The sequence below is a fragment of the Mordavella massiliensis genome (assembly GCF_016901695.1).
GTDB classification, from domain to species: domain Bacteria; phylum Bacillota; class Clostridia; order Lachnospirales; family Lachnospiraceae; genus Claveliimonas; species Claveliimonas massiliensis_A.
Map to the genome: position 1 here is coordinate 1 of NZ_JACJKS010000013.1, position 12,844 is coordinate 12,844.

Consider the following 12,844-nt stretch of genomic DNA (forward strand, 5'->3'; position numbering starts at 1 on the left):
AGGTCTGTTTACTATACACTTTTTTAAGAAGTATCCATCTCAAAATCCTCATTCTTTCAATATTTACAAGGCTTTGCGTCTCTTTGTCACCAGGTTATGTAGAAGAACCCCATTCACTACCATCAATACATTTTCTGTTGCGAATAAAACTATATGTCGGCGTTTCGATGGATGGAATTAATCCCCAAGTCATAAGCATATGTGAATTATAGCAATGAGAAATCGGGCATACTCCAATAGCTCTAAATGGTATTTTTTTGCTAAAATCATACAGATTTCCATATATTGGAGATGAGTAGCATTTCTGTATATCACCAGTAAAAAGATTAACATAAATGAACCAATCACCAGCGTAGCAAAATTCTTTTCTTTTCTGTTGAAAAACCTTACTTTTAAATTCGATCATTCCTGAATCAAATTGTGACCATATTTTTACATATTCTTCCTTACTATGCGTTGACAATACTGGTATTTCTTTCTTTCTATCATCTCGAGCCATTGTCACATGACACCATGCGCCCAAATTTTCCATACAGATATTCTTTATATCATCAATATACTTTTCTTCTTCATCTACAGGGGTCAGTTCAACAGCGAAAGATGCTCCTGATTCCTTCATCATATTAACATTATTAAAAAATATATCCATCATGTTTAATCTCTTAAGTTCTGTATAATGGAATGAAAATTTGAACGATAATCTACTCAACAATTCACTCGAAAAAGTAGATATTTCTTTAAATCTTTGAGTAATTGTACCGTTTGTAACGACCTCAACATAATGTCCCTGTGCCAAAATTGATTTTAGACATGCAATAACCTGTGGGTAAATCAATGTTTCACCACGTGAACATAAATTCACATAACATATTCCGCCTAAACGCTCCTGCGAAAAGGCTTTTGAAATAATTTGATTACTTGGAAAATTTTGCTCTTCATTTGCAGCCCATGCATCTACTTGAGATATATAACAATACGGGCATTTGAAATTACACTTTCCTGTTGGAATGTTTACCAATACTATTCTTTTTATCTTATCCATTACATATAATCTCCTCTATTTTTCAAATACAAAGCTATCAATTGTTTTTTCCATTTCACTAAATGATGGAGGTACATATTTAAATGTTTTTTTAGAATATACCAATTTTTCTATTAGCTTTTTTGCTTGATCAATTGTATCAACTACCTTTATATATTCTAAATGTTTGATCCACTCATATACTCCTGTCACCTTCATAGAAGAATTATCAAAAGCCACGCAAGGCGTTCCTGATAAAGCAGCAAAAAGCATCGCATGAAGTCTATCAGTGATAATAATCTTACCTCTTGAAAATTCTCTTAATTTCTTATATACAGCTATTTTTCTTTCTTTCTCAGAAACATCTCCTATTACAGTCGTAGTATTTTTTACATTTTCAAACTTGTCGTATATCCACTGAATTAATTGTTCTGTCTGGTTACTATCTAATACTTTTTCTTGATCATTTCGCAAACATAATAGAACATCTTCTCTTGGTATATTATCTTTTTTGAATTCTAAAGATAGAACTAAATCTGGGGCATAAAATGAATTTATGTGTAAAACATTTTTCACAAAACTATTCGATCTCATATCTCTCAAAAAAAATAATAATCTTTTATGTGTAGAAAATATCCTTTTTGCTTGTGTAATTTGATGTTGCGTTTCTATATTCTTTTCATTTTCAAAATAGATTGTTTGTGGTAAAACAATAATTTTATTATTTTTAAATCTTTTAATAACATCTTCAACCATTAATTGATTATGATACCATTGATTTCCCAGCCAACCGCCTCCTGGAATAACAAGAATATCTTTTTCACAAATATGTTTTTCTAATTTCTTTTTTAGCGTCCGATATACGGACATATTAATTTCAATAATAGGTGCATCTGGATCAATTTTTTCAAGCATTTTTCTTTGTGCTATAGCTATAGCATGATCTCCTAAGTTACCATGTATAGGAGTTCCTAAAATAAAATATCTTTTACCATCAATATGCTCAAGTTGATCTAATATGAGTGAATAACGTCTTAACAAAACAACTTTATTTAAATAATAGGAAAGTATTGTTTGATTTGGTTCATTAAAAATATGATTATAGGAAGGATATAAAAATGAAAATAAACATAACATCTTAAGCCTATTACTGTCGTAATAATTATTTTTTTTAAAATAGATTAATATTTTTTTCTTTTCATCAACAATCTTAATTCTATCATTGTTTGATAATTGATTGTAAATAAGAATTGAACATTGATACATAGTACAACAATACCGAATACAATTTTTATCACAATTTGGTATGGATAATATTCCACGAATCACGCCAAGCATTCCCAAATAATGCATTGGTGTTTTTGGAATGGTCATAATAGAACCATATCTCATGCGACGAACATACAATATTTCTGGACAATATCCTACTCTTTTCGAAGAATATAATAATTGAATAGTAAACAGTTCATCTTCATGAAGAATATTTTCAAACAAAATCTTTATCGCCTTCCTTTTTATGAAAAGCAATGGAACTGATGAATAATGTTCTTTATTTCTAATCATTTTTGCGAACATCTCTTGTCCACTATATATTCCTCTATAATCCCCAAGTCGATAATACCTCATATAATGGCTTTTATCTAAAATATCTTTTCCATTTTCATCAACGACACGTGAATCAAACAGTAATACATCAAGATTTTCAATACATGCTTGCCTAACCAAGACCTCCAGAGCATATTTTTCGATCCAGTCATCGCTATCTAAAAAATATACATATTCACCTTTAGCCTCCTCCAATCCAGTATTACGCGAATCTGCCAAACCTCCATTTGTTTTATGAATTGTTCTTATATATTCATATTTTTCCGAAAAGAAATCACATATTTCCCCACTTTTATCAGTAGATCCATCATCAACTAGTATTACTTCAAAATTTTTATAGGTTTGTGTAATTACACTATCCACACATTTTTCCAAGTATTTTTCCACATTATATACAGGGATAATAACGCTTATTAATGGATTCATATCCTAATTCCTCACAGTATTAAATTTCAATTTATTGATATTCTTCGTTTTTATCATAATACATAAATAAATAATCGACATCATCTCAAAGGTTGTACTTGAAAATATTAAAGAATTTTTTGCTTCCATAAGAAACATAAATAAAGTTGAAGCAACAAAGAATAGTGTATCCTGATTATTCTTTATTTTTCTGCGAGTCGAAACATTCAACACATTTCTTATTGCGATATAATAAGCTGCTATTTCAATTAGTATACCAACTATTCCAATTGAATAAATTGTTTTTATATATCCAATATCTGAATGGCCTGTTCTATATCCGGCTCCAAAAAAAATATTAAAAATATCTAATCCATTCAATGACAAATGTTTTCCTATAACTTTATTGTATACTCCATAATCCGTATAAGATCCTAAACTAGTTGTATATAAAGCATCTAGTGCCGGATAATCTGCAAGCAACTGATTTTTGAGATCAATATTTACATTTGTCGTAAGAATCCAAAATACGATTCCAAATCCTAATGCCATTATTCCGATTATGGTTATCATTAACTTCGAAGCTATTCCTCCAGATCTTAACTCTTTAATCATAATATATAAAATAATCATTGCCATACAAAGCATATTAAATCTTGAAGTCAAAGCTGCCGCTAAAGCAAAAATAACTGTTGTAACTCCAACATTTCGTGATAAATAGCTTCTTCTTCGTAAATAATCCATTATTAGACCGACATTGCACAGAAATCCTGCATCGTCAAATCCCGACAAGAATCCGCTTGATCTCATACTTAAAAATTCTTTTGAGTATTGGCTAATTGGCATGACAATATCCTTTACAATCGGAAAAATCACTCCAAGAATGATTACAATTGAATGTAACCATATCACAATTAATAAGGAATCCATTATTTGCTGTTTATTATATTTCCCCGAGGATATAAATATAAAAATTATTAGATACGTTAATAAACCTCTGCAAAATCGCATTACTTCAAAAGTATTGTCAGTATTATTCACACTCATAATAAAAGTAGTATACAATATCAATATAAGCAACGTGATAGGAAATAACATAATTTTATTATTTATAGTAAGTCTTGGTTGTCTTAAAAGGCTTACTATTAACCATATCATATAAACAGCATATCGAGTATTTACCCCTGCCACTGTAACAGAAAACATCATCGAAAAGATAAAAAGAATAGGCATCACACATATATTCCGTTTTATAGTTTTACTGCTAATCATTATCGTTCTCCTATTGCAAATTTCTTTCCATGATAAATGACCAATCAAAAATTTTGCGAGCTATTTCACTAAGTTTCTTCTTTTCATCAATGGAGATTTTTATATATGTATTGCATACTTCTTCAATATTTATTACCGAATTATTATTAGAGATAAATATTGCTGTCTTTTCTAATTCGGTTCTTTTAACCGGTAATAATCCACTGGTCAAAACTGGAATTCCTCTACACATATACTCAATAATTTTTAACGTTGTATCTATATCCGCATTTCGTCTATATAAAGCTAAACATCCAATTCCTACATCTATTTTGTTAAACATTTCATTTAATTCATCGGTTGACTTATAGCCGTGGAAGTAAACATTTTTAATATTATGCTTTTCCACTATATTTCTTAATTTATAAATTTCAGGGCTTTCTCCAACAATATGTAAATAAACTTGATATTTTCCATTTCTATCTTGATATTCTTTCATCCCCTTGATAAATCGGTCTATCCCATGGTAATAGTATAATGTTCCTACAATAGCAAAATGAATTTCATTACCTCTTGTAATCCCATGAATATTATCAGATATATCATTAGTGACCACTCCATTCACTGATAATTTCATTTTTTGATATATTTTGACTTTAGAATTGCTCCTTATTACTATTAGTTTGTTCAAATATTGGTATATAAATGGCCAAGTAACTGCATCTAATGAAATGCGTAAAAGTGTCCTCAATTTATGAGTGCTACTTTTAATTTGTTCGCCAAAATATGGATATGTAGGTATTTCATAATATAACTTAATTGCTTTTTTCTTACAAAATTTAATAAAGCAAATGTGTCTATGAGAGGGTAACATATGTCTTACATATATAAACTGCACATTTTCTTTTCTAATAACATCGTTTGAGATATTATAAATATCTGCAGTTTCATATATTTCTTTTATGTTCTCTGAGCTAATAACAGAATGATAACATCCATTTTCTGATTTTGCTATAAAATGACAAGTTCCATATTTCTTTGCGATTTCTTTTGCTTGAGCATATACCTTTTTATATATTCCCTCATTTTGCTTTGGGATCACATCACATAGAAAAATCGCACTATTTTTCATAGAATTCCTCCCGTATATACACCATAGATTCCTGTATATATTTTGCAATTTTTGAACATTTTACAAACTTAGTTGTAGAGTGTTCTAAATGTATTATTTCAAGACTTGAATCATAGAAGGTTTGCATACCCAATCTGTATATTAACTCAGCTATATAAGATTCTTCACTATACATCAAGACACCATATTCTAAATTTTTTATCTTATCAGCAAATTTACCCGTTAATATAAAATAGCAACCATGAACTTCATAAACATATCTACTTTCAGTTTTTATGTTTTTAACAAAATAACCTTTTATAGTTGATAAATACACATATATCTCTCTAAATATCGGCATGGTAAATTTTCTAATAATACTATTCATTTCCTGAATTGTTCGTCTTTTTTCGCATACCGGATTATCGTAAGTATTTTTTCCCTTAACAAATATGGACGGACCTATGCATCCAACATTCTCTTCATATTCTTCTTCAAGCAAATTCTTATAATACAACTTATCAGAAATCATTATATCTGTATTACTCATTATCACAAATTTAGGTTCTTCATACTTTTTCCTAAAATATCTGTATCCATAAAGTAAACCATTCATATATCCTATATTGCTTTTCGGATCACAGACAACAACTGACAGCTTCGTTTTTTCCAAATAGTCATCAATTATTACTTTGTCATTTTCTGTCCAAGAATTCATTGTTATAACAAAACATACTTTTTCAATAAATATATGATTTTTCATACTATCAATATATTCAATAACTTCTTGTCCATTATTATAACAAATAATTATATTTACTATTTCAAATTTTACCATATATTTACTATCTCCATTTGATCGTTTTTCATATTGATAACAAATTTGTTTCATATGATTCTTTAATCCGTAGCAATAAAATTTGTTTCATATTATGTATCCTGTATTCTGTTCTCTTTCCAGATATCCAAAAAATATAAAATACTATTTAAATCTTTATTTTCTATATACAAAATAGAGCTTAGTTAATTACATATAAAATTCCTTTCTGCATCGTTATAAATCCTTATATATTTTTTCTTTTAAGAGCTCCTCTTCCTCCGGCACATTTATTAGCACAGCCTTCTCACTTCCATAGTACACAAACAAACTCCCCGCAGCGGCCGCATGCGCTTTCCCTTCCTGCAAAACTTTCTTAAAGTCAAGAATTGATCCCGCTCCTCCACATGCAATCACAGGTATGTTTACTGATTCTGACACTGCTCTGACAAGCTTCAAGTCATATCCTTCCATCATTCCATCGTTGGTGATTGAATTTAACAGTATTTCGCCCGCACCTAGATCTTCCGCTTTCTTTGCCATCTCAACCGGGTCTTTTCCCATCTTTACTGTTCCATCTGTACTGTAACAGCTCTTTCTTCCTAATATTTCATTTTTAACATCTATAGATACAACTATGCTTTGACTTCCAGCCAGATTAGCGGCCTCAGTAATCAACTTTGGATTTTGATAAAATGCCGTATTAACTACAACTTTTTCATAGCCCATATGAAATAACTTCTGCATTTGATCTATAGTCGTAATTCCTCCTCCATAGCTCAATGGCATAAATGCTTCTGAAGCAATATCTTGAAGATATTCCATTTGAGGTCCCCGACCTTCTTTAGACGCAGTGATATCCAGTATACACAATTCATCTACACCTTTATCATTAAATATCTTTACGGCATTTATCGGATCTCCCAGATATCGTGGATTCTTAAATTTAATTGTCTTTACTAAATCCTGATTTATGATTGACAGACATGGGATCAATCTTGGACGATGATACATTCTTACACTCTCCTAACAAAGTTTTCTAACAATCTCATCCCAAACCTGTGACTTTTTTCAGGATGGAACTGAGTGCCATATACATTTCCATTTTTCACAGCAGCTGCAAATTCATATCCATAATCGCATTTCATTAATATGTTTTCCTTATTTGTACAAACAGCATGATAAGAATGTACGAAATAATATCTTTGCTGACCTGTAATTCCCTCCAGAATTTTATCCTTCTGTGTAAACTCAACAACATCCCATCCCATATGAGGAATTTTCAAAGGCATTTCTTTGGGAATATTGAAAGCCTTTGTCTCAAAATCAATTAAGTTCAATCCCTCAGACTTTCCTTCATCGCTTCTTTTTCCGAGCAGTTGCATTCCGAGACATATCCCTAACAATGGTTTCTTATTCTCCAATGTCTCACTTCTGATAATATCCGGAAGACCTGCTTCCCTCAGACATTCCATACCATGATCGAACGTTCCTACACCTGGCAATATTATTTTTTCTGCTTCGTGAAGTTCTTCCTTTTTGTTGGTAATAACAGCTTCTGCCCCAATCTTTTTCAGCATATTAGCAATTGATCCTACATTACCCATTCCACTGTCTATTATTGCAATCAAAGTTATCTCCCTATCTATATTGTCTTTTTTCTAATCCAACTAAGCGTGCCATCTTGACCGCAAATGCAATCATTTTGGATGTATTTTTATAATCTTGATAAGTACGATTCGGCTGATCCATAATTTCTAAAAATTCATCTTTTGTCAAACCCAGCTTTTTAGCCACATATTCCAAATCTTCCATCGCTGCTTTTTCATCATATGGCGGTTGTTCCAATGTATGAAGTGCCTCATCTCTGGACAGCTGACCTGTTAAAATCAAACTGGAAAAATGACATTTTCTTTTATCATATCCGAATTTTTTTATTAACCAGTATCCTTCATAAAATCTTGTGAAAACGCTCTCAAAATGCTTGTTGGCATATGGTTCCCACCCAAACTCTCTCTGCAATGTAGCAATCGCATCTGCTTTTGTATAAGGAATTAAATCTAAAGGTTTCACCACCTTCATTCCTTTTACGTACTTATAGTAAAGATGAGCCTTAAACATTCCACACATAGGTAAAGTCTTAAGAGGGACTGTGCCATATTTTTTATGAATATCTTTAATCATTCGAATATCATTCTGATAAACCCACTCATTTGGTTCTCTTACACATTCTGTTGAATTATTTCCACCTGTTAAAACATATTTGATTCCATTCTTGGTTGCATGATTATATAATGCGGCAAAAATCACATGATCCTGAGGAATGTCCTGATATGGAACTTGTGCTTTAAAAAAAGCGAGCTGTAAATCTCGCATTTCATTCCAATTTACAATTTCTGTATAAAGAGGCATATCCAGACCTTTTGTAATTTTTTCCACATTCTGTACAGCCACATTTAAATTCCATCCTGTATCACATGCGAAAAGCAACGGCCTTAATCCCAGTTTTTTTACTGCATAATATGCAAGATAGGAACTGTCTACCCCTCCACTAAGACCTATTATGCAGTCGTATTTTTTCCCTTTCCCCTCTCGTTTTATCTTTTCTACAATTTCATCAAGTTGCTTTTTCCCTTGTTCATCAGGATGCCAATTAGGTTTTATATTTTCATAAAAATTGTGACAGTGATCACACATTCCTTTTTCATCAAACACAATTTTGGAATCTGTTGTATCCATAACACAATTCGTACATCTTTGATACTCTCTCATCTTACTTTCCCTTTCCTGTAAAAAATATGTCTATAAAATCAATCAGATTCTTTTTGCAAAACTTTGCCTGACAATAGTTCTGTGAATTCTTCTGATACATTTCCAATTCATCCTGTTCCTCAACAATTTTTTTTATTTCCTGTGATAAAGTCAATTGATCCCCAATATCACTACATACTCCACACTCAGCCTCTTCTATTATCCTTCTCGTCTCCCCCTCTGCCGCCGCAATAATCGGCATTCCACATGCCATATACGACTGCAGTTTCGCTGGTATGGTCTTATAGAACAGCGGATCTGCTTTAAATGACAAGAATGCCGCATCGCATGTTCCCAGTATTTCCGGTATTTCCTCTGCTGGCTTTCTCCCCATCATTACGAACATATCGTCTACCCGGCCTTCTTTTATCGCTTTTTCAAATTCTTCCCTATATCGTCCATCTCCCACGATCACAAACTCTACATCCATATTACCCTGCTTTAACAGTTCCGCAGTTTTTGGTAAAATCTCCAATCCCTGGGCGTAACCGATATTCCCGGTGAAAGCGATCCGGAATTTACCTCCGTTTTTTCTTTTTCTTTTCTCTACCGGCTTATAGAAGTCTTCCGCATACTGCGGCCAATAATGGACCTTCTCTTTTGCATCCACCCATTTTTGTATTTCTTCGACAAATGATGGTGAGGTTGCAAAGATCTGATCACAGTTTTCATAGATATAGTTCACCATTCTCCGAATCGGTTTTATAATTAGAGGACTACGTATCCCTGTCACCGTCTCAACATTTTCCGGCCATAAATCCTGCACATACAGATAATTAGGGACTTTAAACCGCTTTTTATACCACACGCCGAGAAGAGCCTGCGTCATAGGAGATACTTCAAAAGTAAATACATAATCCGCCTTTAACTTTGTAAGCCTCGTCCACAAAAAAGCTGATACTACAAATGACATATAATTTGCCACCATACCTACTGCACTCTTTCCTCTTGGAATCAGCGGTATCCGTATGATTGTCATTCCTTCCCATCTTTCTGTGCGTTTCTTAAAATATCCGTATCCGCTGTAAAATTCCCCTTCCGGATAGTTTGGTATCCCTGTAACGACCGTCACCTTATGGCCTCTTTTTACCCATTCTTTACAAATATCATTAATTCTGAAATTTTCCGGATAAAAATACTGACTGACCACCAATATATGGCTCTTTCGTTCCATTGTTTACTCTCCCTCAGTCCTCTTTATCGTATCTTTTAATCCTCTGACCTGGTATTTCCCCTCAAAGCACTGGCTCATTGCTTTCTCATACACTAGATTTCCAAATGCTTTATTTGCAAGACCTGAGAGCTTTCCCGGTATCTTTCCCGCAATTCTGACTGCCGGATTTAATAGTTTCGTAAGTCTTATCTTATGTCCGCTTACTTCTCCGATCATCTGCACCATCCGGCTTGTCCTGACATAGCTTTTATTCTGAGGGAAATAAATTCCACCCTCTCCACTCTCCATAAGAAGCGATAGGAACTCGCAAAGATTGTCAATGTGCAGCATGCTTCTCTCATTTTTTATATCAGGAAACACTGGAAGTCTTTTCGCCAGTTTAGCCAGAGTCGGATAATTTCCCTTGCTTCCTTTGCCATAGATCATAGGCGGCCGCACAACTGCCACATGAAAGTTTTCATCCTGCAGCTTTCGTATTCCTTTATCTGCCTGCCACTTACTGTCTCCGTAGAAATTTGCCGGGTGCGGTTTAGTTTCTCTTGTAATAACCTTCCTTATCCCAACTCCTGCGCTCTCACCATAGATGATCATACTGCTCATAAACACGAATTGCTTTACGCCTTCCGCCTTCGCTTTTTCTGCCGTCTCTATCGCCAGATCTCTGTTAATTTTGTAATAGAATTGTTTTGTCTCCTCAGAAACCTTTCCCACATCTGCATGAGCCAGCCCCGCCACATGGAACACCGTATCATACCCGGAAAAATCTTTTCCCCTCCAGCTTCCGTCTACCATATCCATCTCTTTCGTCCCAAATTCCCCGGGATGCTTCTCCTTCACCCATTTCACAAAGGAAGTCCCGATATAGCTTCCGGCTCCTGTAATCAACACTTTTTTCATTTCTCGACTCCTTGTTTCTTCATCTCTCCTGTTCCGCCTTCGACCACGCACTCGTCTTTCCCAAACACATGAACGCTCCCCAGAAAGCACTTAATATCCATCCAAAGTCCCATCCTTGACACATATTCGCCGTCCAGCTTTGCCTTTTCCTCGATTTCCAGCTCATCTCGGCCATTAATCTGCGCCCATCCGGTAAGTCCAGGTTTTACATCATTAGCGCCATATTTATCTCTCTCAGCTGTCAGAAGATCCTGATTCCATAGGCCTGGCCTGGGGCCTATCACCGACATATTTCCAATGAAGATATCCCAAATCTGCGGAAGCTCATCCAAACTGTGTGCTCTTAGGAATTTTCCAACCCTTGTTATGTACTGCTCAGGATTTTCCAACTGATGTGTAGGCACATCATGGGGTGTACACATCTTCATGCTTCTGAACTTATGTAATTTAAAATATCTCTTGTTTTGGCCTACTCGTTTCTGTGTAAACAGAACGGGACCTGGGTCTTCTATCTTAATAGCTAGAGCAATCACAGCAAAGACAGGAGAAAGAATTACAAGGCCTCCGAATGACAAAACTACATCTATCGCCCTCTTAATTCTCTTCTCATAAAATCCCGGCTTATACTCTGAATCCCCTACTACCTCCAGATGCCCTTTTATGCCATCTGCATTCTCTGTATCATTCTCATCTTCAATAAGGACGACTTTCTTACCCTCAAACGGATTTTTCTGGTTTTTATCATCCTCATAAATGGAAGATGGCTTCTTCTTTCTGGCAAGAAAACTCATGCCTATAAACACAACACCTATAATCGATGCACTAATTCCTATGAATTTCTTGCTTCGCTTTTTGTTAATAGACATGACTTCCTATGCTCCTTTTAATTTTTTGTGTACAGTAGACATCCAATTTGTCTTGTAGGCTTCTGTTATATATTCCAGCTCCGGTCCGTGCATCGTAGGACTGGATAGCCACACTTTATTTTGGAATTTCTCCATTTCTCTTTTTCCCTTCATTTGCCATTGGCTAATTTTATGGGCAACTTGTCCCTTTTTCTTAATACGTTCTTATACGAAAAAAGCCAATGAACAGTTTTTTCAAACGTCCATTAGCTGATCTTCTTCCAGTCTGATACCGAATTTTATTGTTCTCTTTTCCCCCAGCAGCTCTCTTTCTATGAGAACATACCGTTTCCTCACTCTCTGTCTGACCACGTTTTTCAGATACCGCCCCACGGCTCCCTCAGCGCTGATGATCTGTTTTTCATCATCTACCTGCACAAGCGATCTTCTCACTATGTGCCCCTCGCTCTGGATATCCTCCAGGAACTTCTGCTCTTCCTCTGACACTGGAAGGAATATCTCCCCCTCCTCCTTCAGAAGTTTTGTGAGCTTCGGCACCTTTTTCAGATCAAAATACATGTCCTTGGGAGTGTCTGTATCTACAAAAAGATAGCCGGGAAACATAGGGCAAAGATAGATTTCCCATCTGTCTTCCGACTTTCTTGCACTCTCCATCTTTATATAGAAGCATTCTGTATATTGGTCACGGGGAACCAGTTCTCTGATCATATGGGCAAGTTTTTCCTCATCGCCCGTCCTTGTCTGTATCACATACCACATACGTATTATCTGACTCCTTTTGGGTATGCTTCGCCATATCCGCAGATTTTTAAAAAAATAAAAAAGCTCCGGACTGACGCGCATACGGATATTACAAACATCCCCGTCTTCCACAGCACTGACCGCA

General features: G+C 34.5%; 12 protein-coding genes. All 12 read right to left on the reverse strand.

The window, feature by feature from the left end; genetic code table 11:
* Nucleotides 1-94 precede the first annotated feature (94 nt).
* The 12 genes from H6A20_RS09325 to H6A20_RS09380 all read right to left on the reverse strand — a co-directional run bounded on the left by H6A20_RS09325 (nt 95) and on the right by H6A20_RS09380 (nt 12,717).
* Nucleotides 95-1,042, reverse strand: coding sequence for a radical SAM protein (locus H6A20_RS09325; protein WP_204906854.1), 948 nt, complete (start codon nt 1,040-1,042; stop codon nt 95-97).
* Between the two features lie 15 nt (nt 1,043-1,057).
* Nucleotides 1,058-3,052, reverse strand: coding sequence for a glycosyltransferase (locus tag H6A20_RS09330; RefSeq protein WP_204906855.1), 1,995 nt, complete (start codon nt 3,050-3,052; stop codon nt 1,058-1,060).
* A gap of 3 nt (nt 3,053-3,055) precedes the next feature.
* Nucleotides 3,056-4,303, reverse strand: a complete 1,248-nt coding sequence (locus H6A20_RS09335; protein WP_204906856.1) for a hypothetical protein — start codon at nt 4,301-4,303, stop codon at nt 3,056-3,058.
* Nucleotides 4,304-4,313: 10 nt separating this feature from the next.
* Nucleotides 4,314-5,414: a glycosyltransferase gene (locus H6A20_RS09340; RefSeq protein WP_204906857.1), complete on the reverse strand. Its 1,101-nt coding sequence runs from the start codon at nt 5,412-5,414 to the stop codon at nt 4,314-4,316.
* On the reverse strand, nt 5,404-6,231 hold the full coding sequence (locus H6A20_RS09345) for a glycosyltransferase (RefSeq protein WP_204906858.1): 828 nt from the start codon (nt 6,229-6,231) through the stop codon (nt 5,404-5,406). Before H6A20_RS09345 ends, H6A20_RS09340 begins: the two co-directional genes overlap by 11 nt.
* Nucleotides 6,232-6,447: 216 nt before the next feature.
* A complete protein-coding gene (locus tag H6A20_RS09350) occupies nt 6,448-7,224 on the reverse strand; it encodes an AglZ/HisF2 family acetamidino modification protein (protein ID WP_204906859.1) in 777 nt (258 codons plus the stop codon).
* Between the two features lie 2 nt (nt 7,225-7,226).
* Nucleotides 7,227-7,841, reverse strand: a complete 615-nt coding sequence (gene hisH, locus H6A20_RS09355; RefSeq protein WP_204906860.1) for an imidazole glycerol phosphate synthase subunit HisH — start codon at nt 7,839-7,841, stop codon at nt 7,227-7,229.
* Nucleotides 7,842-7,851: 10 nt separating this feature from the next.
* On the reverse strand, nt 7,852-8,982 hold the full coding sequence (locus tag H6A20_RS09360) for an N-acetyl sugar amidotransferase (protein ID WP_204906861.1): 1,131 nt from the start codon (nt 8,980-8,982) through the stop codon (nt 7,852-7,854).
* Between the two features lies 1 nt (nt 8,983).
* The gene (locus H6A20_RS09365) at nt 8,984-10,195 is read right to left on the reverse strand and encodes a glycosyltransferase family 4 protein (protein ID WP_204906862.1); all 1,212 of its coding nucleotides are present in this window, start codon (nt 10,193-10,195) and stop codon (nt 8,984-8,986) included.
* A 3-nt stretch (nt 10,196-10,198) separates the two neighbouring features.
* Entirely contained in the window at nt 10,199-11,092 is an 894-nt protein-coding gene (locus H6A20_RS09370; RefSeq protein ID WP_204906863.1) for an NAD-dependent epimerase/dehydratase family protein, read from the reverse strand.
* Nucleotides 11,089-11,958, reverse strand: a complete 870-nt coding sequence (locus H6A20_RS09375; RefSeq protein WP_243426194.1) for a sugar transferase — start codon at nt 11,956-11,958, stop codon at nt 11,089-11,091. Before H6A20_RS09375 ends, H6A20_RS09370 begins: the two co-directional genes overlap by 4 nt.
* Nucleotides 11,959-12,192: 234 nt before the next feature.
* Nucleotides 12,193-12,717, reverse strand: coding sequence for a transcription termination/antitermination NusG family protein (locus tag H6A20_RS09380; RefSeq protein WP_204906864.1), 525 nt, complete (start codon nt 12,715-12,717; stop codon nt 12,193-12,195).
* Nucleotides 12,718-12,844 lie beyond the last annotated feature (127 nt).